The sequence below is a fragment of the Acrocarpospora macrocephala genome (assembly GCF_009687865.1).
Lineage (GTDB): Bacteria > Actinomycetota > Actinomycetes > Streptosporangiales > Streptosporangiaceae > Acrocarpospora > Acrocarpospora macrocephala.
On sequence record NZ_BLAE01000023.1, the window covers coordinates 67,189 to 89,645 of the forward strand.

General features: G+C 72.8%; 18 protein-coding genes. 10 read left to right on the plus strand and 8 right to left on the minus strand.

Annotation, left to right across the window (positions count from 1 at the left end; translation table 11 throughout):
- Positions 1–125: 125 nt before the first annotated feature.
- Entirely contained in the window at positions 126–1,241 is a 1,116-nt protein-coding gene (ald, locus tag Amac_RS20860; RefSeq protein ID WP_155356061.1) for an alanine dehydrogenase, read from the plus strand.
- A 4-nt stretch (positions 1,242–1,245) separates the two neighbouring features.
- Here the strand turns inward: ald and Amac_RS20865 are convergent, their stop codons facing one another.
- On the minus strand, positions 1,246–1,983 hold the full coding sequence (locus tag Amac_RS20865) for a thioredoxin-like domain-containing protein (RefSeq protein ID WP_155356062.1): 738 nt from the start codon (positions 1,981–1,983) through the stop codon (positions 1,246–1,248).
- Between the two features lie 97 nt (positions 1,984–2,080).
- On the opposite strand from Amac_RS20865, the gene Amac_RS20870 reads away from it, so the two are divergent.
- Together Amac_RS20870 and Amac_RS20875 are read left to right on the plus strand one after the other, a co-directional pair.
- Complete coding sequence (locus Amac_RS20870; RefSeq protein ID WP_155356063.1) at positions 2,081–2,704, plus strand: DUF305 domain-containing protein; 624 nt, start codon at positions 2,081–2,083, stop codon at positions 2,702–2,704.
- Positions 2,705–2,770: 66 nt separating this feature from the next.
- Positions 2,771–3,067, plus strand: coding sequence for a DUF3467 domain-containing protein (locus Amac_RS20875; protein WP_155347209.1), 297 nt, complete (start codon positions 2,771–2,773; stop codon positions 3,065–3,067).
- Here the strand turns inward: Amac_RS20875 and Amac_RS20880 are convergent.
- Positions 3,030–3,824 carry an MBL fold metallo-hydrolase gene (locus Amac_RS20880; protein ID WP_155356064.1) on the minus strand — a complete coding sequence of 265 codons (795 nt, stop codon included), beginning with the start codon at positions 3,822–3,824 and terminating at the stop codon, positions 3,030–3,032. The genes Amac_RS20875 and Amac_RS20880 overlap by 38 nt on opposite strands.
- On the minus strand, positions 3,821–4,807 hold the full coding sequence (locus Amac_RS57365; RefSeq protein ID WP_155356065.1) for a cyclic nucleotide-binding domain-containing protein: 987 nt from the start codon (positions 4,805–4,807) through the stop codon (positions 3,821–3,823). Before Amac_RS57365 ends, Amac_RS20880 begins: the two co-directional genes overlap by 4 nt.
- Before the next feature lie 126 nt (positions 4,808–4,933).
- On the opposite strand from Amac_RS57365, the gene Amac_RS20890 reads away from it, so the two are divergent.
- From Amac_RS20890 to Amac_RS20920, 7 genes are read left to right on the plus strand one after another with little or no spacing between them, the layout of a single operon-like run.
- The gene (locus tag Amac_RS20890; RefSeq protein WP_218041199.1) at positions 4,934–6,229 is read left to right on the plus strand and encodes an adenylate/guanylate cyclase domain-containing protein; all 1,296 of its coding nucleotides are present in this window, start codon (positions 4,934–4,936) and stop codon (positions 6,227–6,229) included.
- Positions 6,229–6,948 (plus strand): ABC transporter ATP-binding protein, encoded by a 720-nt coding sequence (locus Amac_RS20895; protein ID WP_155356067.1) that lies wholly within the window; start codon positions 6,229–6,231, stop codon positions 6,946–6,948. Before Amac_RS20890 ends, Amac_RS20895 begins: the two co-directional genes overlap by 1 nt.
- The gene (locus Amac_RS20900; protein WP_155356068.1) at positions 6,945–9,341 is read left to right on the plus strand and encodes an ABC transporter permease; all 2,397 of its coding nucleotides are present in this window, start codon (positions 6,945–6,947) and stop codon (positions 9,339–9,341) included. The genes Amac_RS20895 and Amac_RS20900 overlap by 4 nt, the downstream gene beginning before the upstream one ends.
- 52 nt (positions 9,342–9,393) lie before the next feature.
- On the plus strand, positions 9,394–11,778 hold the full coding sequence (locus tag Amac_RS20905) for an ABC transporter permease (RefSeq protein ID WP_155356069.1): 2,385 nt from the start codon (positions 9,394–9,396) through the stop codon (positions 11,776–11,778).
- Positions 11,778–14,132 (plus strand): ABC transporter permease, encoded by a 2,355-nt coding sequence (locus Amac_RS20910; protein ID WP_155356070.1) that lies wholly within the window; start codon positions 11,778–11,780, stop codon positions 14,130–14,132. The genes Amac_RS20905 and Amac_RS20910 overlap by 1 nt, the downstream gene beginning before the upstream one ends.
- Positions 14,133–14,137: 5 nt before the next feature.
- Positions 14,138–16,108: a sensor histidine kinase gene (locus tag Amac_RS20915; RefSeq protein ID WP_155356071.1), complete on the plus strand. Its 1,971-nt coding sequence runs from the start codon at positions 14,138–14,140 to the stop codon at positions 16,106–16,108.
- Between the two features lie 29 nt (positions 16,109–16,137).
- Positions 16,138–17,577, plus strand: coding sequence for a phytoene desaturase family protein (locus Amac_RS20920; protein WP_155356072.1), 1,440 nt, complete (start codon positions 16,138–16,140; stop codon positions 17,575–17,577).
- Here the strand turns inward: Amac_RS20920 and Amac_RS20925 are convergent.
- The 5 genes from Amac_RS20925 to Amac_RS20945 all read right to left on the minus strand — a co-directional run bounded on the left by Amac_RS20925 (position 17,540) and on the right by Amac_RS20945 (position 22,415).
- Entirely contained in the window at positions 17,540–17,893 is a 354-nt protein-coding gene (locus Amac_RS20925; protein WP_218041200.1) for a response regulator, read from the minus strand. The genes Amac_RS20920 and Amac_RS20925 overlap by 38 nt on opposite strands.
- Before the next feature lie 62 nt (positions 17,894–17,955).
- On the minus strand, positions 17,956–18,621 hold the full coding sequence (locus tag Amac_RS20930) for a response regulator transcription factor (RefSeq protein ID WP_307729744.1): 666 nt from the start codon (positions 18,619–18,621) through the stop codon (positions 17,956–17,958).
- Positions 18,622–18,649: 28 nt separating this feature from the next.
- The gene (locus tag Amac_RS20935) at positions 18,650–19,708 is read right to left on the minus strand and encodes a threonine aldolase family protein (protein ID WP_246268529.1); all 1,059 of its coding nucleotides are present in this window, start codon (positions 19,706–19,708) and stop codon (positions 18,650–18,652) included.
- A gap of 5 nt (positions 19,709–19,713) precedes the next feature.
- Positions 19,714–20,367: an SDR family NAD(P)-dependent oxidoreductase gene (locus Amac_RS20940; protein ID WP_155356076.1), complete on the minus strand. Its 654-nt coding sequence runs from the start codon at positions 20,365–20,367 to the stop codon at positions 19,714–19,716.
- Positions 20,367–22,415 carry a DUF6421 family protein gene (locus Amac_RS20945; RefSeq protein WP_155356077.1) on the minus strand — a complete coding sequence of 683 codons (2,049 nt, stop codon included), beginning with the start codon at positions 22,413–22,415 and terminating at the stop codon, positions 20,367–20,369. The genes Amac_RS20940 and Amac_RS20945 overlap by 1 nt, the downstream gene beginning before the upstream one ends.
- Positions 22,416–22,457 lie beyond the last annotated feature (42 nt).

Genomic DNA, 22,457 nt, shown 5'->3' on the forward strand with positions numbered 1-22,457 from the left:
GATCCCTACCATCGCCCGCCGAGCCTACCGAGGTCCGCCAGCGCACGGTAATCAGATGACAGTCTGTCACCAAGCGAGCCGAACATCTGTCAGACTGCCCGCCGCGACACGGGTAGAGCACCCCTATGAGGGTCGCAGTTCCACGCGAGGTCAAGAACAACGAGTTCCGGGTCGCGCTCACCCCCGCCGGGGCGCACGAGCTGGTCCGCCACGGGCACCAGGTGTTCGTGGAGCGGGACGCGGGCGCGGGCTCGGCCATCCCGGACGCCGACTTCGCCGCCGCCGGGGCCACCCTGCTCGGCAGCGCGGACGACGTGTGGGCCACCGGCGACCTGATCCTCAAGGTGAAGGAGCCGGTGCCGCAGGAGTACCACCGGATGCGCAAGGGCCAGGTGCTCTTCACCTACCTGCATCTGGCCGCGTCGGAGGCGTGCACCCGGGCGATGCTGGAGTCGGGGGTGACCGGCATCGCGTACGAGACGGTGCAGACCGCGTCCGGCGCGCTGCCGCTGCTGGCCCCGATGTCGGAGGTGGCCGGCCGGCTGGCCCCGCAGGTCGGCGCCTATCACCTGATGCGGCAGGGGGGCGGGCGCGGGGTGCTGATGGGCGGCGTGCCGGGCGTGTACGCGGCGAAGGTGGTGGTGATCGGGGCCGGGGTGTCGGGCATGAACGCGGCGGCGATCGCGCTCGGCATGCAGGCCGAGGTGCTGCTGCTGGACCGGGACATCGACCGGCTCAGGCAGGCCGAGGCGATCTATCGCGGGCACTGCAAGACGGTCGCGTCCAACGCGTACGAGGTGGAGCGGGCGGTGCTGGACGCGGACCTGGTGATCGGCGCGGTGCTGGTGGCCGGGGCCAGGGCCCCGAAGCTGGTGGACAACGACCTGGTGAGCCGGATGAAGCGGGGCTCGGTGCTGGTGGACATCTCCATCGACCAGGGCGGCTGCTTCGCCGACTCCCGGCCCACCACCCACGACGACCCGGTCTACCGGGTGCACGACTCGGTCTTCTACTGCGTGGCCAACATGCCGGGCGCGGTCCCGCACACCTCCACGTACGCGCTGACCAACGTGACCGTGCCGTACGCGCTGGCGATCGCGGACCTGGGCTGGCGGGCCGCGCTGGCCGCGGACGAGGCGCTGGCGCGCGGCCTCAACACGCATCAGGGGCACCTCACGAACCGGGCCGTGGCCGAAGCGCACGGGCTGGCGTGGGTGCCCCTGGCGAAGCTGCCGGCGTGACCGGTCAGGAAGACGGGCTCGGGCTGGCCATCGGCAGGTCGGTCGCCGCCGTCGCCGACGGCTCGGCGGACGGAGCGGTCTCCGGGATCACGGCCTCGGCCGCGGTCTGGTCGACGCCGCCGGTGCACGCGGCGCCCCGCTCCGGCGTGTCAGGGCCCTGCTTGAACTTCCTGATGAAGGCGGCGATGTCGGGCGAGTCCGCCGAGTCCACGGCCAGGTTGTGGTTCCAGGACGAGAGGGCGACCTTCGACGGCAGCCCCGGGTACGGGCTGAGCAGCATGTAGTCCGAGGAGGCGTGGTTGCGCAGCTTGGCGACGTCCGCCTCGGGCAGGTCCGGCTGGTAGGTGATCCAGACCGCGCCGTGCTCCATCGAGTGCACGGCCGTCTCGTTGTTGATCGGCTGGTCGTAGATGCCGCAGTTCTGCCAGGTGGGGTTGTGCTCGCCGCCCACCGGCGGGACCTCCGCATACTTCACCTTGATCCCGATGTGCTGCGACCCCTTGTAGGTGAAGTTCTTCACCTTGGGCAACATCGCCGCCTCGGCCGAGGCGGCCTGCTTCTCGACCTCGGACTTGTTCATCTCCTCGCGGATGATGACGAAGGCCACCGCGCCCACCACGATTGCGATGACGAGGCCGCCGATGCCCCACATCAGGAACGCGGTCCTGCGTTCCTTGCGCTTCTGCTCGGCGCGCATGCGGGCCAGATGTTCACGCCGTGCCTGCGCCTTTTCCTTGGTCATCGACCCTCCATCACGCAATCACATATGGGTATGGAGAATAGTGGGTATAGACAGGCGTTTGGTTCACTGATCCCCTTGCCCTAGTAACCTGAGAGTGATGAACAGCCCCCGTTTCCGCCCGCTTCCGATCTTCGGGGCCCTCGCCGTCCTGGTCGCGGCCGCCCTGATCATCGTGACCGTCACCAGGTCCGGCACGCCCGGCGACATCTCGGCCGAGGCGGGATTCTCCCGTGACATGGCCGTTCACCACGCCCAGGCGGTGGACATGTCGTTCGTGGCCAGGGATGCCAGCACGGATCCGGATCTGCGTACCTTCGCGTACGACATCATCAACACCCAGAGCACCCAGCGTGGAATTTTCATCGGCTGGCTGGACCAGTGGGGTCTCACCCAGACCTCCACCCAGCCGGTGATGACCTGGATGTCGGGTCACGGGCACGCGGGCACCCCCGGGGTCATGCCCGGCATGGCCAGCCCCGAGGAGATGACGAAGCTGCGGGCGGCCACCGGCGTCGCGGGGGAGATCCTCTTCCTGCAGCTGATGATCCGCCACCACGAGGGCGGCGTGGACATGTCCAAGGGCGTGCTCCAGCTGACCAGCCGGAGCGAGGTGCGGACGATGGCGCAGCACATCGTGGACGGCCAGACGGCCGAGATCAGCGTGATGAAGGAGATGCTCGCCAAACGCGGCGGGCAGCCGTTGCCATCGATACTCAAGTGAGCCCGTGTCACCCTGCGCGGGAAACCTCCGGTCAGGGCACCATGTAACCAACCGGAGGGAAGAGAATTGAATCAGGAGCCGGAGAGCCGCCTTGAGGTGAGCATCTCGGCCGAGGTCGAAGCGGGGCAATACGCCAATTTCGCTTCGGTCTGGCACACCCGGGATGGGTTCGTTCTGGATTTCGCGGTGATCACGAGGCCGCCGGGCCTGGCCGACGATCCTTCGTCGGGCGAGCAGTATCTGAGCGTGCCCACCCGGATCGTCAGCCGGATCAGGATCCCGCCGGCTCAGGTGTTCGAGCTAATGAAGGCCCTGGAACAGCAGCTCAGCGCGTACGAGAGCGAGACCGGTCAGAAGGTGTGACCAGCTCGCCCTGGCGGGCGAACTCCACGTCGGGCCACTCCTTGGCCAGCGCGTCCAGCTGGTCGTCGGTGCGGGTCGGCGCGTGGTGGGTGAGCAGCAGGCGGCGGGCTCCGCAGCGTTCGGCGAAGGCGAGCGCGTCGGTGATCGTGGCGTGGCCGTACGCGTCGGCGAGGGCCTGCTCCTCGGGGCGGAACTGGCCGTCGTGGATGAGCAGGTCGGCGTCGGCCGCCAGCTCCTCGGCGGCCGACGAGCCGAGCTGGGGGGCGTGGTCGGGCAGGTAGACCACCGAGGTGCCGCCGAGCTCGACCCGGGTGCCGACGGTGACGCCGCCCTTGTGGGTGATCTCGGCCTGCCGCACGGTCATCCCGGCCAGCTCCCGGAGCGGCGCCGACGAGGTGAACGACCAGTCACCCTGCAGGCCGTCCGGTTCGATCGGGAAGTGCGGCGGGGACATCGCCCGGGTCAGGGTGGCGAGTGGGTCGGCACCGGGGATGACCAGTTCGACCTGGGCGTCCGGATGGTCGACGGCCCGGCTGAAGGGCAGGCCCTGGACGTGGTCCCAGTGCAGGTGGCTGAGGAGGATCGGGCCGCGAAAGGGCCCGGACAGCTGCCTGATGCCCGTGCCGGCGTCCAGCACCAGCGCCGGAACATCCCCGGCGGGCAGCACCGCCACGCAGCTGGTGTGCCCGCCGTAGCGGACGAACTCGGGCCCGGGGGCGGGGGTGGAGCCGCGCACGCCGAGCAGCAGGAGCCTCACGCGTGTTCCTCCCGGCGGTGCCCGGCGGCGAGATGCTCCAGGGCGGCCCGGTCGATCGTGTCGGCGGTGGCCTCGGCCACCCGGATCGGGGTGACCGCGGTCAGCGTGGCCGTCCGGTGCCCGGTCTCCAGCACGGCCCGCTCCCCCAGCACCACGCCGGGGCCCAGCTCGCCGAGCGTGCGGCCGTCCACGTCCACCGTCACCACGCCGTCCAGCAGCAGGAACAGCGAGTCGCCCCGGTCGCCCTGGCGGACCAGGGTCTGGCCGCCGGCCAGCTCGCGGACCAGCGGCTTGCGGCCGCCGCGCATGATCAGCCGGGACAGCTCGCGCTCCAGCGCGGTCTCGGCGGCGGTGACCACGACCGGGGAGTCCTCCGCGCCCCACGGGGTCGCCGTCTGCGCCGCCCAGGCCTTGAAGTTGGTGATCCCGGCCTTGAGAGCGAGCGCGCCGTCCGAGCCGTACACCCAGTGCCGGGGGAACGGACTGGCCCCGCTCAGGCCGATCTCGCCGCGGCCGTCGGCGTGCAGGGTGACCGTGAGCGTGGTCCACACCAGCGGGGACTGCCAGCGGGCGAACGGCGCGGTGGCGGCGGGGCGCGGGAACGGGAGCGCGGTCCGGCCGCCGGCCGACTGGGTGACCTTGATCCAGCCGTCCCCGAACTCGGCCTCGCCGCGCAGGTCGGGCAGGCCGATCGCGGCGAAGGTGGCCCCGAGCGGGCCCACCCGGACGGTGGTGGAGCCCATCAGGCCGCCGCCGTCCACGCCATAGCCGACCGCCTGGCCGTCCTCGAAGTCGGCCCAGACGCGCAGCCGGTTGGCGAAGCGGAACCGGTCGGCCTGGCGCAGGCTCTCCAGGTCGTCGATCCGGGCCGGGGGCGGGTCGTCGTAGTGGGAGATCCCGGCGGTGAACATGGTCTTGGTGTAACCCTTCACCGCCTCGGACGGGATCCAGGACAGGGACGTCGCCTCTGATTCCACACGCATGCTGGCCTCCTTAAGGTCCGCTTCGACGCTAGAAACCGCGCGAGACCCCGGCCAGGGCGGTAGCCACCGGCCAACAGGGGGTTAACCCTCTTGGCCCGGTCCACCGCATAGGAGGACATTCAAGAGGTGGATCGCATCACGGTGGTACTCGCCGACGACAACCTGATCGTCCGTGAGGGCGTGCGCGCGCTGTTGAGCCGGGACCTCGCCCTGGAGGTGGTCGGCGTGGCCGCTGACTACGACGAGCTGGTCGCCCGGGCCGAGGAGTTGCGGCCCCAGGTGCTGGTCACCGATATCCGGATGCCGCCGACGTACCAGGACGAGGGCATCGACGCCGCCCGGGAGGTGCGCGGGCGGCTGCCCGGCACGGGCGTGGTGGTGCTCAGCCAGTACGACGACCCCGACTACGCGGTCAAACTGCTCGCCGAGGGCGCCGACGGATACGCCTACCTGCTCAAGGACCGGGTCGCCGACGCCCGGCTGCTGGGCCGGGCCATCCGCGAGGTGGCGGCGGGCGGTTCCATGATCGACCCGCAGATCGTGCAGGACCTGCTGTCCCCCGCGCGCTCCTCCGAGCTCACCCCGGGCGAGGAGAAGCTGCTCAGGCAGGTCGCCGAGGGCCGCTCGGTGAAGGCCATCGCGGCCGCCGCGCAGGCCAGCCCCGAGTCGGTCAACGCGCTGGTCGAGCAGCTGTTCCTGAAACTGGCCCGGGGCGCGACCGCCGGTCGCAGGGGCGCGCTGAAGCGGCTGCGCATGCTGCACACGGCGATCCTGCGCCGGGACGAGCAGGGCGAGCGGCTGTCCCGGCTGCTGCCGCACGGCGTGGCCGACAAGCTGCTGGCCGACCGGATGGACCGGACCGAGCGGCTGAACGTGACCGTGCTCATGTCCGACGTGCGCGGCTACTCGGCGATCGCCGAGCACACCGACCCGGCCGTGCTCGCCGGGCAGCTCAACGCGCACCGGCGGGCCATGAACGCGGCCATCCTCAGCGAGGGCGGCACGGTCATGCAGTATGTCGGCGACGCGGTGATGGCCGTGTTCGGCGCGCCCGACCCGCGCCCCGGCCACGCCGGCTCGGCCGTGCTGGCCGCCCGCGCCATGCACCGCAGCCAGCGCGCGCTCAACCAGGACTGGTCCGGCGACGGGCACACCCCGTTCCAGCTCGGCATCGGGTTGTGCACCGGCGAGGTGGCCGCGGCCCTGCTCGGCAGCGAGGAACGCGTGGAGTACACGCTCGTCGGCGATACCGTGAACCTCGCCCAGCGCATGCAGGATCTGGCCCGTCCCGCGGGCACCGTGGCCGCGGAGGGCACCGTGGCCGCCGCGGACATCCCCTGGCCGTGGACCCCGCTCGGACCGCGCGCCGTCAAAGGCCGATCCACCCCCGTCGTGGCTTTTCACCTCCCGGAGGATTTCTGATGGCAACCGAACTGTCCGTCGACGCCCCCACGCCCGACGGCACGCAAGAGGCTCCTGCCGTACGGATCCGCGGGGCCAGGCGGACCTTCGAGGCCGAGCTGGCGCCGGTCCGGGCGCTGCGCGGCGTCGACTTCGACGTGAGCCGCGGCGAATTCGTCGCCGTGATGGGCCCGTCGGGGTGCGGCAAGTCCACCCTGCTGAACGTGATCGCCGGTCTGGACGGCGTCGACGACGGCACCATCGAGGTCGCGGGCGAGCGGGTGGACGGCAAGGACGAGGACTGGCTGGCCCGGTTCCGGCGGCACCACATCGGCTTCGTGTTCCAGTTCTTCAACCTGCTGGACGGGGTGTCCGCGCTGGACAACCTGGTGCTGCCGGGCGTGCTCGGCGGGATGAAGCGGCGCGCCGCCGAGGCCAGGGCCAGGGACCTGCTCGACCTGCTCGGCCTGGGCGACCGGCTCCAGCAGGTGCCGGCCGTGCTGTCCGGCGGGCAGCGGCAGCGGCTGGCCATCGCCCGGGCGCTGGTCAACCAGCCGAGCCTGCTGCTGGCCGACGAGCCCACCGGCGCCCTGGACTCCGAGGGCGGCCTGGAGGTGCTCGAACTGTTCCGGCGGCTGCACGAGGACGGGCAGACGATCATCATGGTCACCCACTCCCCCGAGGTCGCGGCCGGCGCGTCCCGCGCGATCCGGATGCGGGACGGCCGGGTGGAGGGATGACCCTGCAGTGGGTGTGGCTCCGCCTGGAGTTACGCCGCCGGTGGCGGTCGCTGGCCGTGCTGGCCCTGCTGATCGCCTTCACCACCGGGACCGTGCTCGCGGCGGTGGCGGGGGCCCGCCGCGGCGCGAGCGCCTTCGACCGGCTGAGCACCGGGGCTCTCCCCGCCGACGTGGTGGTGCTGCCCAACCAGCCGGGCTTCGACTGGGATCGTATCCGCGCGCTGCCCGAGGTGGCGGCCGTGTCGACCTTCGTCGTCGGAGATCTGGCGGTGGAGAGCACCCGGCCGGACATCTACGCCAACTTCCCGCCCGCGGACGATGAGGTGTTCCGGACGATCGAGAAGCCGGTGCTGCTGGCCGGGCGCATGTTCGATCCGACCCGGGTGGACGAGGTCGTCGTCTCCGCCGGCTACCCCGCCGCGGCCGGGCAGGGCGTCGGCGGCCGGGTGACCTTCCGGCTCGCCAGCCCCGAGCAGGGCGAGATGAGCTTCGATCCGTACGCCAACGGCATGCAGGGGCCCAGGATCGAGGCGCGGGTGGTCGGCGTGATCAAAACGCCCTGGTTCGTCGACCCGGTCGGAGCCGGCGGTTTCATCGTCGCCTCCCCCGCTGTTTTCGCGAAATATCCGGATAACCTGCTGGGGGCCGGGCACGAGAGGTACATCAACGCGCTGGTCCGCCTGCATGGCGGCGCGGCCACGATCCCCGCCTTCAAGGTGGCCCTGGCCAGGGCCACCGGCAAGCCCAACATCGACGTGTGGCGGCGCTCCGACGAGACCTCGCAGTACAACAAGGTCCTCGCGTTCGAGGCCGCCGCGCTGCTCGCCTTCGGCCTCGCCGCGCTGGCCGCCGCCACCGTGCTGGTCGGCCAGTCCGTGGCCCGGTACGCCACCTCCACCGTGACCGAACTCGACGTGCTGCGCGCGATGGGCCTGACCCGGCGGCAGGCGACCGGCGTCGCCGCCATCGGCCCCTTCCTGGCCGCGATCCCCGGGGCGCTCATCGGGATCGGCGGCGCGGTGATCGCCTCGGCGTGGCTGCCGATCGGCACGGCCGCGCTGTTCGAGCCGGCCCCGGGCATCGACGTGGACCTGCCGATCCTGCTGTCCGGCGGACTCGCCGTGATCATCCTGGTCACGGCCGCCGCGGGAACGACCGCCTGGCTCGCGCTCCGCCGCAACCCCGCCCGGCCGCCGTCCCGCTCGATGGTCGCGGTCGCCACCGCGCGGCTGGGGCTGCCGGTGCCGATCGTGGTCGGCGCCAGGTTCGCGCTGGAGCGCGGGCGCGGCGCGACGGCCGTGCCGGTCCGCCCCGCCCTGCTCGGCGCGGTCACCGGCGTGCTCGGCGTGCTGGCCGCCCTCACCTTCTCCAGCGGCGTCGCCGACGCCGCCGTCAACCCCGCCAGGTACGGCCAGACCTTCCAGGCCTTCGCCTTCTTCGGCCTGAACGGCCAGAGCAGCCCCGCCACTCCCGCGGTGCTGACCGCCATCGCCGCCGACCGGGACGTGGCCGCACTCACCGAGGCCAAGGTCGGCGTGGCCCAGGCGGGTGCCGACATCTCCGTCACCATGTACGGCTACCGCTCCCCCGGCGCCCCCGTCGACCAGGTCATCGTGGCCGGTCGCGCGCCTCGCGCCCCCGACGAGACCCTGCTCGGCGTGAGCACCGCCCGGCGGCTCGCCGTGACCGTGGGCTCCATGGTCACCCTTGAGGGGCCACGCGGGCGCAAGCCGTACCGGGTGACCGGGATCGGGTTCGTGCCGATCGGGTCGCACAACGGCTACGACGACGGCGGCGTGCTCACCTTCGATGGTTTCGACCAGATGTTCGACTCCTACAAGTTCCACCTCGCTCTGATCGCCTTCGCCCCGGGCGCGGATCAGGACGCCGTCATGGCCCGGCTCCATGCGGCGACCACCGCCATCCCGGGGGGTGACACGGTCGGCGTCGAGGTCCAGCAGCCGCCGCCCACGCTGGCCGTGATCCAGCGGGTCCAGGTGCTGCCGCTGGTGCTGGGCGGGTTCCTCGCCCTGCTCGCGATCGGCGCGGTCGGGCACGCGCTGGCCACCGCCGTACGGCGCAGGCGGCACGAGGTCGCCGTGCTGCGCGCGCTCGGCATGACCCGGCCGCAGACCCGGACGGTGGTGATCGCCCAGGCCACGCTGCTCGCCCTGGTCGGCCTGCTGTTCGGCGCGCCGCTGGGGTTCGCGCTCGGCCGGGTGGTCTGGCGGATGGTGGCCGACGCGACCCCGCTCTTCTACCATCCGCCGCTGGCCGTGTGGGCGCTGGTCCTGGTCGGCCCGGCCACCCTGCTGGTCGCCAACCTGCTGGCCACCTGGCCGGGGCATCTGTACACGCGGCTGCGCCCCGCCCACGTCCTGCGGGCGGAGTGAGCCCGGTGACCGCGCGGGTGCCTGTCGGTGTGATTGTGAGAGTGGAGTAGTCGTGTCCGGGATATGGCTCAGGCTGGAGATACGGCGGCGGTGGCGGTCGCTGGTGGTGCTGGCGTTGCTGATCGCGTTCGCGGCCGGGACGGTGCTGGCGGCCGTGGCGGGGGCGCGGCGCGGGGCGACCGCGATCGACCGGCTGGTGGCGGTGACGTTGCCGTTCGACGCGGTCGTGGTGCCGAGTATTCCGGGGTTCGACTGGGAGAAGGTCCGGGCGTTGCCGTCGGTGGCGGCGCTGATGACCATCCCGCTCACGCCCGCCTACGAGGTCCTGGACCCGCCGGGAGTCGCCCCGGACCTGCCGATCACCTCGGACGCGACCACCTGGAAGACGATCGAGAAGCCGGTCGTGCTGGAGGGACGGCTGCCGTCCCCCGGCCGGGCGGACGAAGTGGTGATTCTCCCGAAATTTACGGAAACGTATGGCAAGGCGGTCGGGGATACCGTCACTGTGCGGCTGTCCACGCCCGAAGCGGTCGACGCGATTCTGAGCCAGGGGCCGACCGGTGATCTGGCCTTCACCGGGCCGACGCTGACCGCGCGGATCGTGGGGGTGATCCGCTCCCCGTGGTTCTCCGACACGATCGAGTCCAAGGGCGAGGTCATCTTCCCACCCGCCCTTTTCGCGAAATATCAGGACAACGTGCTTGGGACCAAGGGGCTGGGGGTGGTCCAGGCCCTGGTCCGGCTGAAGGGCGGCCCCGCGGCGCTGCCCACGTTCAAGCGCGAGCTGGCGCAGGCCACCGGCCGCACCAGCATCGACGTCTGGCCCGCCGAGGAGATGAAGACGAGCGAGCAGCAGTTCCTGGTCTTCGAGTCGCTGTCGCTGCTCGCCTTCGGCCTGGCCGTGCTGGCGGCGGCGCTGGTCCTGATCGGCCAGTCGGTCACCCGGTACACCGCCGCCACGGCGGCCGACCTGCACCAGCTGCGCGCGGTCGGGATGACCCCCTGGCAGGGTGTCGGCAACGCCTCGCTCGGCCCGGTGCTGGCCGCGACCGTCGGCGCGGTGCTGGGCGTCGGCCTGGCGTACGGGGCCTCGGACTGGATGCCGGCCGGGGCGGCGGCCCTGCTCGAACCGGACCCGGGCCTGGACTTCGACGCGCTGATCCTGATCCCGGGCGCGCTGGCCGTCCCGGCGGCGGTCGCCCTCGCCGCGGTGCTGTCGGCGTGGGCCGCCCTCGGCCGCCTCGGCTCCCGCCCGGTCCGCCGCTCCGCCGTGGCCGGCCTGGTCGCGCGGGCCAACCTGCCGGTGCCCGCCGTGGTCGGCACCCGCTTCGCGCTGGAACCCGGCCGGGGCCGCGGCGCCGTACCGGTGCGGCCCGCCCTGCTCGGCACGGTCACCGGGGTGCTCGGCGTGCTGGCCGCCTTCACCTTCTCCAGCGGCGTCACCGACGCCGGCGAGCGCCCGGAACGTTTCGGCCAGACCTTCCACGCCGGGATCTACCTCGCCCAGAACGGCAAGGTCCCCGCCGACGACGCGGTCCGCCGGGCACTCGCCCAGCACCCGGACGTGACCGGGGTCACCGGCGACGCGACCGGCGTGGCCCAGTCCGGCAAGACCGCCGTCGCCCTGCACACCTTCGACCAGGGCCCGAAGGCGCTGCCCGTGGTCGTCAGCGAGGGGCGGCTCCCCCGCGACGACCAGGAGGTCATGCTCGCCGTCAACACGGCCAAGACGCTCGGCGCGGACATCGGCGACGAGATCCCGCTGACCGGCGACCCGGACCGGGGCACGTTCCGGGTGAGCGGCATCGGCTTCGTCCCGGAGGGCGCGCACAACAAGTACTTCGACGGCGGCCTGGTGACCCAGGAAGGGTTCGACGCGCTCTTCGACACCTTCAAGTTCTACTCGGTGCTGGTCGCCGTGCGCCCGGGCGTGGATCCGCAGACGCTGATGGACACGGTCAACAAGGTGCCCGGCGTCGAGTTCGCCTACTACGAGCCGCCCATTCCGCTGGTGCAGCTGGCCCAGATCAGGGACATGGAGCTCCTGCCCGTCCTGCTGGCCGCCTTCCTGGCGCTGCTGGCGGTCGGCGCGGTCGGGCACGTGCTGGCGACCGCCGTACGCCGCCGGAGCCATGAGGTGGCCGTGATGCGCGCGCTCGGCCTGACCCGCCGCCAGGCCCGCTGGATCGTGGTCACCCAGGCGTCGGTGCTGGCCGCGATCGGGCTGCTGTTCGGGGTGCCGCTGGGCCTGGCGCTGGGCCGCACGCTGTGGCGGCTGGTGGCCGACACCTGGCCGTTCGCGTACGTGCCGCCGCTGGCGTTCTGGGCGCTGCTGCTGGTCGCGCCGGTGTCGCTGGTGATCGCCAACGTGCTGGCCGCCTGGCCGGGCGGGCTGGCCGCGCGGCTGCGGATCAGCCAGGTGCTGAGGGCCGAGTGATGACGGCCACCTGGCTCCGGCTGGAACTGCGCCGCCGCCGGCGGTCGCTGGCGGTGCTCGCGCTGCTCATCGCGCTGGCCGCCGGGACCGTGCTGGCGGCGGTGGCGGGGGCCCGCCGGGCCGCGGACGCGGTGGACCGGCTGTGGGCGCACACCCTGCCCGCCGACCTGAACGTGCTGCCCAACCAGCCGGGCTTCGACTGGGACAGGATCCGTGCGCTGCCTGAGGTGGAGGCGGTGGGCGTCTACACAGTGGCCGGGTTCTCCGTCGAGGGCGGCGAAGGCTGGTTCGCGCCCATGGACACCGAGTACGGCCGCACGGTGGAGCGCCCGGTCCTGCTGGCCGGGCGGATGTACGACCCCGCCCGCGCCGACGAAGCCGTGATCACGCCGGAGCTGGCCGAACGCACCGGCAAGGGCGTGGGCGACCCGATCGGGGTCCGGCTGTATACGCCGGAGCAGGCGAAGGCCCGCTTCAGCGCCGATGTCGGGCCACCCGCCGGACCCGAGGTGAGCTTGCGAATCGTGGGGATCGTCCGGTCCACCTGGTTCCGCGACGACATCGACAGGCCCGGCTACCTGCATCCTTCCCTGGCGTTCCTGACGGCCCACCGGGCCAGCCTGATGGTGGACGGCAAGTCCTACGCCAACGCCCTGGTCCGGCTGAAGGGTGGCATCGGGGCGCTGCCCGCCTTCCGGAAGAGCCTGGCCGCGGTCTCCGGGCGGCACGACATCGGCATCTGGGACATGGCCCAGTACTACGCCCGGCACGACCGCGAGGTGGCCGCGTTCGGGGCCGCCGCGCTGCTCTCCTTCGGCCTGGCCGCGCTGGCGGCGGCGCTGGTGCTGATCGGGCAGTCCATCGTCCGCTACACCACCGCCACGGTGTCCGACCTGCTGGTGCTCCGGCCGGTCGGGCTCTCCCCGGCGCAGACCGTACGGGCGGCGACGGCGGGACCTGTGGTGGCGGCGCTGGCCGGGGCTGTGGGCGGCTGCGCGGTGGCCTACCTGGCCTCGGCGTGGCTGCCGTTCGGCAGCGCCGCGCGGCGCGAGCCCGAGCCGGGCCCGCACGCGGACCCGCTGGTCCTGCTGGCGGGGGGCGCGGCGGTTCCGCTGCTGGTCATGGTCGGCGCGGCCGTCGCCGCGTTCGCGGCCACCCAGGGACCCGCCCGGCGGAGCGGATCCACGGTCGCGAGGTGGGCGGCCAGGTCGGGGCTGCCGGTTCCGGTCGCGGTGGGGTTCAGGTTCGCGCTCGAACCCGGCCGCGGGCGTTCGGCCGTGCCGGTGCGGCCCGCGCTGCTGGGGGCGATCATCGGGGTGCACGGCGTGCTGGCCGCGTTCACCTTCGCGGCGGGGGTGTCGGCCACGGATCCGGCCAAGTTCGGCATGATCCACCAGCTGGTCGTCCCCGTCGGAGCCGACGATCCTGGTCCGGGAGTGGTCGCGGCGGTCGTGACCGCGCTGCGCGCCGATCCGGCCGTGGCCGGGGTCACCGACGCCCGGCTGGCCGTGGCCGAGTCGGGGCGTACCTCGGTCACGCTCTACACCCACCAGCCGGACGCGCTGCCGATCGTGCTGCGCGAGGGCAGGACGGTGACGGGCGACGGCGAGGTCGTGCTCGCCCCCAAGAGCGCGCGCGATCTGGGGGTCGGTCCCGGCGACCGGGTCACACTGACCGGCCAGCGGGGGCGGAGCACGTTCCTGGTCAGCGGGATCGGGTTCGTGCCGGAGGCGTCGCACAATGACTACGCGACCGGGGGCTGGGTGAGCGACCCGGCGTACGAGCGGCTGTTCGAGGTCTCGAAGGATCGGGGGATCCTGGTCGGGCTGCGGGCGGGGGTGGACGCGCACGCCGCGGCGGCCGGGCTGACCGCCGCGGCCTCGGCGGCGGCCGGGATGGAGGTTCCGCTGGTCCCCCAGGATCCGCCGTTCCAGCTCGCCGAGATCAAGGAGAACGCGGCGCTGCCGCACTACCTGGGCGCGTTCCTGGCCGTGCTGGGGGTGAGCGCGGTCGGGCACGCGCTGGCCACGGCGGTGCGCCACCGCCGCCACGACGTGGCGGTAATGCGCTCGCTCGGGCTGACCCGGCGCCAGGCCCGCGGCATCGTCGTCACCCAGGCGAGCGTGCTCGCCGTGATCGGGCTGCTGGCCGGGGTGCCCCTGGGCGTGGCCTTCGGGCGGGTGCTGTGGCGTATCGTCGCCGACACCACCCCGTTGCTCTACCAGCCGCCGGTCGCGGTCTGGGCCCTGATCCTGATCGGCCCCGCCGTCCTGTTCATCGCCAATCTGCTGGCCGCCTGGCCGGGGCATCTCGCAGCCAGGCTCAGGGTCGGCCACGTCCTGCGAGCGGAGTGATCCAGATGACCCGTGCTCTCGCGCTCTGGCTGGGCGGCGCGGCGGCGCTGACCGCGCTGGGCGTCGGCCTCTGGGACGGCACCAACCTGGCCAGCGCCGTCGTGGCGGCCGGCTGGGCGGTCACCGCCGCGGGCTGCCACCTGGTCGGGCGGCCCGCCGTGGCCCGGTGGGCGATCCTGGTGGCCGTCCTGCAGGCGGCCGCCGCCGTCTGGACCGCCGCCGTGCCGGTGGCCATGGCGGGCTGGCTCGCGTTCGCGCTCGCCCTCCCCGACGGCGAGCTGCGCAGCGTCCCGCGCCGCGCCATCGCCGCCGTCGCCGCCGTGCTCGGCGCCGGCCTGGCCGTCCTGAGCGGCCCGCCCAGCCTGTACGGCCTGGCCGCCGTCGTGGCCGCGGGAACCGGAGCCACCGGCATCATCCTGCGCTGCGGCCAGGCCTCGCCCCGCCAGCGGGCGGCCCTGCAGTGGACGGGCGCGGGCCTGCTGCTGGCCGGTTCCGCGGGGGCCACCCTGATCGGCCTCTACCTGCTCCTCGGCGTGCCGGCCAACCCGCTCACCTGGCTGGTCGTGGCCCTGGTCGTGGTCCCGGTGGGCGCCCTGCTCGGGCACGTGCCCGCCACCGCCCACGTCGGCGACAAGGCCCTGCTCGAAGCGGTCGTCGCGGCCGGTTTCACCGTCATGATCGCCAGCGTGTACCTGGTGGTGGTGCTCGGCCTGGGCCGCCTCCCCGAGGACACCGAACGCGACCTGCTGGTCTCCAGCATGGCCGCCGCGCTGGTCGTGGCCGTGCTCGCCTTCCCGCTCCGGGTCCGGCTGCTGGCCACCGCCCGCGCCATCACCGGGCGGGCCGGGGTGCCGCCGGAGGAGGTGCTGGCCACGTTCGGCGCCCGGATGAGCCGCGCCGTCCCGTTCGACGAGCTGCTGCTCCAGCTGGCCGAGTCGCTCAAGGCGGCGATGGCGCCCGCCGGGGCGGAGATCTGGGTGGGCTCCGACGGCGTGCTGCACCGCACGCTCAGCGTGCCCGATCTGCCCACCGCCCGGCTGGAGCTCAACGAGCGGGAGCGGATCGTGGTGGGCAGGACCCGGGTCGGGGGCGCGTCCTGGCTGGCCGTCTGGATGCCGGGGCTGCTCAGCGACGACGGCGGCCCGATCCGGGTGGCGCCCGCCGCGCATCTCGGCGAGCTGCTCGGCCTGATCGTGGTCCGCCGCCCGGTGGACGCGCCGCCGTTCTCCGAGGCCGACGACCAGGTGCTGGTCCAGCTCGGCCGCCAGGTGGGCCTGGCCCTGCACAACATGCGCCTGGACTCGGCCCTGCAGGCCTCGCTGGACGAGCTGCGCCGCCGCAACGAGGAGCTCCAGGCCTCCCGCCTGCGCATCGTCACCGCCGCCGACGCCGCTCGCCGCGCCATCGAGCGGGACCTGCACGACGGCGCCCAGCAGCATCTGGTGGCGCTGTCGGTGAAGCTCAGCCTGGCCGGGGAGATCATCGCCGAGGAGCCGGGCGCCACCGAGAACCTGTTCGACGAGCTGCGCGCCGACGTGCAGGGCACGATCGCGGCCCTCCGCGAGCTGGCCCACGGCGTCTACCCGCCGCTGCTGCGCAACCACGGCCTGGACCACGCCCTGCGCTCGGCCGCCCGCCGCTCCCCGCTGCCCTGCTCGGTGAGCGTGGACCTGCCCCGCCGCTACTCCGAGGAGATCGAGGCCGCCGTCTACTTCTGCTGCCTGGAGGCCATCCAGAACGCGGGCAAGCACGCCGGCGCGGACGCCGCCATCACCGTGGACCTGGCGGCCACCGAGGCGCTGCTCCGCTTCGAGGTCGGCGACGACGGCACCGGCTTCGCCGCCGGCGACGCCGGGCACGGGTTCGTCAACATGCGGGACCGGCTGGGCGCGATCGGCGGCACCCTCACGGTGGAGTCCGAACTCGGGGCGGGCACCCGGATCCGCGGCGAGATTCCCGTCGAAACGAACGTTTGACCTGCTACGCCGCGTGAATGGAAGAAATCATGAGTGAGTACGACGCGATCGTCGTGGGTTCCGGGCCGAACGGCCTGGTGGCGGCGCTGACCATGGCCGAGGCGGGCCGCCGGGTGCTGCTGCTGGAGGGCGCGGAGCGTTTCGGCGGCGGCCTGCGGAGCGCGGAGCTGACGCTGCCTGGCTTCACGCACGACGTGTGCGCGACCGTGCTGGCGCTGTCGCTAGCCTCGCGCGCGTTCCGGGACCGGCTGCCCGATCTGGGGGTGGAGTTCGCCCAGCCGGAGGTCCCGGCCGCGCACCCGCTCGACGACGGGCCCGCCGTGCTGATCCACCGCGACCCGGCCGCGACGGCCGCCGGTCTCGGCCGGGACGGCCGCGCCTGGCAGGCTTCCATCGGCGCGACCGCCCGGGCGGGCTTCCCGCTGGTGGACACGCTGCTGTCGCCGCTCGGCCTGCCCAGGGCGCCGCTGGCCGCCGCCCGTTACGGCGCGCTCGGCGCGCTTCCGGCCACCGTCCTGGCCCGGTCCCTGTTCCGTACGGCGCCCGCCCGCGCCGCGTTCGCCGGGATGGCGGCGCACTCGATGCTCGACCTGCGCGCCCCCATCACCGGCGGCTACGGGATGATGCTGGCCTCGCTGGCCCATTCGGTCGGCTGGCCGGTGGTCAGGGGCGGCTCCCAGGTGCTGGCCGACCTGCTGGTCGAACGGCTGCGCAAGCTGGGCGCGGAGACCGTCTCGGGGCAGCGCGTCACCGCGCTCCGCGAGCTTCCCCCGGCCGGGACGGTCCTCCTCGACCTGCCGCCCCGCCAGTTCCTCCAGATCGCGGACCTCCCGCCCGGGTACGCGCGCCGCCTCGGCCGCTTCCGCCACGGCCCCGGCGTCTTCAAGATCGACTGGGCGCTGGACGGGCCGGTCCCGTGGCGCGATCCCGAGATCTCCCGCGCCGGCACCGTCCACCTCGGCGGCACCCTGGAGGAGATCTCCGCGAGCGAGACCGCCGTGGCGCAGGGCCGGCCCGCCGTCAGCCCTTATGTTCTGGTCGTCCAGGCCGGCGTCGTCGACCCGACTCGTGCGCCTGAGGGGAAGCAGACCCTCTGGGCGTACTGCCATGTTCCCAATGGCTCGGACTACGACATGGCCCCGCACATCGAAGCGCAAATAGAGCGTTTCGCCCCCGGATTCCGCGATCGTGTGCTCGCCCGGCACGTCATGCCGCCCGCCGCGATGCAGTCCCACAACCCCAATTACATCGGCGGCGACATCGGCGGCGGCGCCGCCGATCTCGGGCAGTTCTTCGGACGCCCCCTGTACAGCCTCAAACCCTGGCGTACCCCGCTCAAGGGCGTCTACCTCTGCTCGGCCAGCACCCCGCCCGGCGCGGGCGTGCACGGCATGAGCGGCCACCACGCCGCGCGCCTGGCCCTCCAGGACCTCAGATCGGGACGAGCTCGCGGAGCCGGGCGGGCGTGAGGTTCTCCTTGCGGATGTAGCCGGTGGCCCCGCAGGTGTGCGCGTCGGGGGGAAGGTCCTCCGCCGCGTACGTGGACACCAGCACGACGGCGGTGTCCGGATGGCTGGCGAGGATACGGCGGGTGGCCTCGATGCCGTTGATGCCGGGCAGGTTGATGTCCATCAGGATCACGGTGGGGCGGGTGCGGTCGGCCTCGGCGAGGGCGTCCTCGCCTGAGACGGCTTCGGCGATCACCCGCCACCCGGCGACCAGGGCGACGAGCCGGCGTGCGGCTGCTCGAAACGGTCCCTGGTCGTCGACTATCAGTACGTTCACTCGCACTTCGACGGGCCCCATGTTTCCCAGCCTGCCCCATCGGGCCCGCCCTGGTGAGGGTGTTATCCCCCCTGTTCGGCGAGGTAGAGCAGCACGGCGAGGACCCGGCGGTTGACCTCGGGGGTGGATTCGAGGCCGAGTTTGGCGAACAGCACGCTGATGTGCTTCTCCACCGACTTCTCGCTCAGGTAGAGGGTCTCCCCCACGGCGGCGTTGCTCTTGCCCTGGGCGATCTGGGCGAGCACGTCGCGTTCCCTGGGGGTCAGCGTGGCCAGCGGCGAGGCCCGGCGTTTCATCGAGTCGGCGAGGATGCCCTCGACCACGATCGGGTCGATGATCGAACCGCCGCGCGCCACGGCGCGCACCGCCTCGACCAGCTGGCCGGGCTCGCCGACCCGTTCCTTGAGCAGGTAGGCGCGGCCCGCGCTGCCCCCCGCCAGCAACATCGTGGCGTAGGAGGGCTCGGCGTACTGCGAGAGCACCACGACGCCGGTGGACGGGCGGCTGGCGCGCAGCTTGGTGGCGGCCTGGATGCCCTCGTCGGAGGAGGTCGGGGGCATCCGCACGTCGGTGACGACCACGTCGGGCTGGTGGGTCTCGACGGCCGCGAGCAACTCGGGCAGGTCGGCGCAGGCGGCCACCACCTGGAGCTCCGGATCGCGGGACAGCACGCGCTCGACGCCCTCCCGGATCAGCAGCGAGTCTTCCGCGATCACTACCCGCAACATCACGCGCCGCAGCTTACACCTGGTGGCCTTACCCCAGTTCGGCGGCGATGGCGGCGGCGAAGGCGTCCACGTCCGCCTCGGTGAGGTCGAAGGCGCACATCCAGCGGACCTCGCCGAGGTCGGCGTTCCAGGTGTAGAAGCGGAAGCGCTCGCGCAGCCGGTCGGCCGCGGCGGCGGGCAGCCGGGCGAAGACCGCGTTGGCCTGCACGGGCCGGGTGATCTCGACCCCGTCGATGTCCTGCACGGCCGCCGCCAGCCGGCTGGCCATCGCGTTGGCCTGGCGGGCGTTGCGCAGCCACAGGTCGCCCGCCAGCAGCGCCTCGAACTGCACGGAAACGAAGCGCATCTTGGAGGCCAGCTGCATGCTCGTCTTGCGCAGGTACGGCAGCCCGCGCGCGGCCGCCGGATTGAGCACCACCACGGCCTCGCCGAGCAGCAGGCCGATCTTGGTGCCGCCGAAGGAGAGCACGTCCACGCCCGCGTCCGTGGTGAGCGCCCGCAGCGGCACGTCGAGGGCGGCGGCCGCGTTGGTGATCCTGGCGCCGTCCAGGTGCACGAGCAGGCCCAGCTCGTGCGCGTGCGCGCAGACGGCCTTGATCTCGTCGACGGTGTAGAGGGTGCCGAGCTCGGTGGCGTTGGACAGCGAGACGACCCGGGGCTGAGCCCGGTGCACGTCGCCGAAGCCCCACGCCTGCCGGTCGATGAGGGCGGGCGTGAGCTTGCCGTCGGGGGTGGCCACGGGCAGCATCTTGAGCCCGGCGACCACCTCGGGGGCCCCGCCCTCGTCGGTGTTGATGTGGGCGCTCTCGGCGCAGATGACCGCCTCCCAGGGCGCGCACATGGCGCGCAGCGAGACCACGTTCGCGGCCGTGCCGTTGAACACCGGCCAGGTCCTGGCCTGCTCGCCGAAGTGCGCCTGGAAGATCTCCTGGAGCGCCTCGGTGTAGACGTCGTCGCCGTAGGCGACCTGGTGGCCGCCGTTGGCGAGCTCGATGGCGGCCAGGATCTCCGGGTGCACGCCGGCGTAGTTGTCGCTGGCGAAGCTCGTCACGGCCGGGTCGTGCCGCCGGATCGGGTGGCTGGGCACGTGCGTCATCCCGTCAGGTCGATGCGGCGGCCGTTGACCTCGGCGGCCGGCGTGTCCCACAGGCCGGTGAGGGCGGCGGCGAGGTCGGCCACGTCGGTGAAGCCCTTGAACTCCTTGCCGGGGGCGGCGGCGCGCATCGCGTCGTGCACGAGCGCCGTCACGACCAGGATCGCCGCGGCCGAATCGGTGCCCTTGAGCGCGTCGGCGAAGGCCAGCGTCCACGCCTCGGCGGCGGCCTTGGCGGCGGCGTAGGCGGCGTTGCCCTGGGTGGGACGCTGGGCGGCCTTGGCGGAGACGATCGCGAACCGGCCGTCGGCGGAGGCCCGCAGCAGCGGTTCGAAGGCCAGCGTCACGTGCTGCAGCGTGCGGATCAGCAGGTCGTGCAGGAGCGCCCAGTCTGCGAGCGAGGTCTCGGCGAAGCTCGCCGACCCGCGCCAGCCGCCGACCAGGTGGATGATCCCGTCCACCCGCCCGTGCTCGGCCTTGATCCGCTCAGCCAGGTCCTGTACGGCCTGCGGATCCAGCAGGTCCACCGGCAGCGACCCGTCGGCGCCGGACTTGTCGACGCCGATGACGGTGTCACCGAGCCCGGCGAACCTGCGCACGACGGCCTGCCCGGCCGGACCGCCCGCCCCGGCGATGAGAATGACCCGCGACATCAGCGCACACCCTTCGTGGATTCGACGACATCGGTGAGCTTACGGCGGAGCGCCTCGTAGAACATGCTCAGCGGGAACTCGTCCGGCAGGACCGCGTCCACCATCGCCTTCTGCTCCTCCGGCAGGTCCCGGGCGGCCCACTTGGACGCTGGGTGCGGCGCCACGTAGGCGGCGACCAGGTCGTGCGCGGCCAGCCAGTGCGCCAGCTTCGAGCGGTCGATCCCGTCCCGGTACAGCTTCTCGACCTGGCCGCGCAGGTCGGCGACGCCCGGGGCGACCCTGGGCCAGTCGACGCTGAGCCGGTTGTCGGTCCACCGCACGATGCCGTTGCGATGCAGGTACGCGAAGAGCAGCTGCCCGCCGAGCCCGTCGTAGTTGCGCACCCGATCCCCCGTGATCGGGAACCGGAACAGCCGATCGAACAGGATCGCGTACTGGACATACCGCGCCTGCGGCACCCCTTCGTCCTCCAGCCGCACGGCCTCGCCGAACGCGGTGAGGTCGCAGCGCAGCTCCTCCAGCGAGTAGAGCCAGTAGGGCATCCGCTGCTTGATCATGAAGGGGTCGAACGGCAGGTCCCCGTGGGAGTGCGTCCGGTCGTGGATCAGGTCCCACAGCACGAACGCGTCCTGGGCCAGCTCCCTGGAGGCGACCAGCCGGGCCGCGTCCGCGGGCAGGGCCAGTTTCAGCGTCTCGGCCGCGGCCGAGGTGACGGCCCGGAACCTGGCCGCCTCGCGGTCGCAGAAGATGCCGCCCCAGGTGAAGCGGGCGGGGGTCTCGCGGACGGCGACCGTCTCGGGGAACAGCACGGCCGAGTTGGTGTCGTAGCCGGAGGTGAAGTCCACGAACGTGATCGGCACGAACATCGGGTTGTCGTAGCGCCCGGCTTCGACCCGGGCCAGCCAGTCCGGCCAGACCGTCTTGATCCAGACGGCCTCCAGGTTGCGGCTGGGGTTGCCGTTCTGGGTGTACATCGGGAAGACGACCAGGTGTTCCAGGCCGTCCTCGCGCTGCTCGTCGGGGTGGAAGGCGTTCAGCGAGTCCAGGAAGTCGGGCACGCCCAGCCCGTTGTCCGCCCATTTGGCGAGATCGGCCACCACGGCGTCCAGGTAGGCGGCGTCGTGGGGGAAACGCGGCGCAAGCCGTACGACATGGTCGGAAATTTCCGACACGAGGGTGGCGGCGCGGGTCTTGTCCTCGGGGATCGAGCCGTCCTTGGCCTGGAGGGGGCGCAGCTGCTCCACGGCCACCTTCAGCTCGGCGAACTCGGCGGGGACCGTGTCGGCGGGGCGGGCGGCAGAGGGGAGCCGCGCCGCCCAGGTCACCAGGTTGGTCCAGAGCCGGGCGTGGTCGAGCTCGCCGATGGAGTCGTCGCCGAACAGGTCGGAGTCGGCCACCACGACGACCCGGCCCGCGCCCAGGCGCGCGGCCACGACCAGCGGCTCCCCCGCCGGATCGGCGTCGGCGGAGGTCCGGAACAGCACGTTCCCCGCCCCGGTCAGCACCCCGGCCCGATAGAAACACGCCCGATCGGCCCCCGCGAGCAGATCCACCCCGTCCACCTCGCGCGCGCCGGGCACGCCCCGGATCCAGGCGGCCACCTGGTTGTGGCTGTTGCGCGGATCCTGGACGGTCACGTGGGCGACCCCGACGCCGAACCTGGCCAGCAGGTCGGTGAGATTGCTGCCGTACTTCTCCTGCTCGTGCTCGGCCAGCACCACCAGGCCGCCCCCGGCCCGCACATACTCCTCGACGGCGTCGAGCTCCTCCACGGGGAAGACGGGGCTGCCGAGGCCGGTGGTGCGCTCCCAGCGGTCCGCGGCCGGGTGGGCGATCACGAACACGTCCTGCCCGGCCAGCGCCGAGGCCGTCAGCGGTCCCTCGGTGAACGCGGCCACCTGGTATCCCAGCCTGCGCAGGAGCTCGGCCGCCCGGGTGTACCCGTTGTCGTCGGGATGCCCCGGGTTCATGGCCTCTGCCCGTTCCCTGCGGATCGTCCAGGCCTCGCTGTGCGCCTCGTCGAACAACACGCGCGGGAAGGCAGTCATGAAATATCTCCTGTCCGATACGCCATATGACGGAAAATATAC

Bases quoted from the DNA above. Each gene is read 5' to 3' on its own strand.
- Amac_RS20870 (WP_155356063.1), top strand. From the start codon at position 2,081: ATGAACAGCCCCCGTTTCCGCCCGCTTCCGATCTTCGGGGCCCTCGCC.
- Amac_RS20915 (WP_155356071.1), top strand. From the start codon at position 14,138: ATGACCCGTGCTCTCGCGCTCTGGCTGGGCGGCGCGGCGGCGCTGACC.
- Amac_RS20940 (WP_155356076.1), bottom strand. From the start codon at position 20,367: ATGTCGCGGGTCATTCTCATCGCCGGGGCGGGCGGTCCGGCCGGGCAG.
- Amac_RS20865 (WP_155356062.1), bottom strand. From the start codon at position 1,983: ATGACCAAGGAAAAGGCGCAGGCACGGCGTGAACATCTGGCCCGCATG.
- Amac_RS20900 (WP_155356068.1), top strand. From the start codon at position 6,945: ATGACCCTGCAGTGGGTGTGGCTCCGCCTGGAGTTACGCCGCCGGTGG.
- Amac_RS20895 (WP_155356067.1), top strand. From the start codon at position 6,229: ATGGCAACCGAACTGTCCGTCGACGCCCCCACGCCCGACGGCACGCAA.
- Amac_RS57365 (WP_155356065.1), bottom strand. From the start codon at position 4,807: ATGCGTGTGGAATCAGAGGCGACGTCCCTGTCCTGGATCCCGTCCGAG.
- ald (WP_155356061.1), top strand. From the start codon at position 126: ATGAGGGTCGCAGTTCCACGCGAGGTCAAGAACAACGAGTTCCGGGTC.
- Amac_RS20945 (WP_155356077.1), bottom strand. From the start codon at position 22,415: ATGACTGCCTTCCCGCGCGTGTTGTTCGACGAGGCGCACAGCGAGGCC.
- Amac_RS20930 (WP_307729744.1), bottom strand. From the start codon at position 18,621: ATGTTGCGGGTAGTGATCGCGGAAGACTCGCTGCTGATCCGGGAGGGC.
- Amac_RS20920 (WP_155356072.1), top strand. From the start codon at position 16,138: ATGAGTGAGTACGACGCGATCGTCGTGGGTTCCGGGCCGAACGGCCTG.
- Amac_RS20910 (WP_155356070.1), top strand. From the start codon at position 11,778: ATGACGGCCACCTGGCTCCGGCTGGAACTGCGCCGCCGCCGGCGGTCG.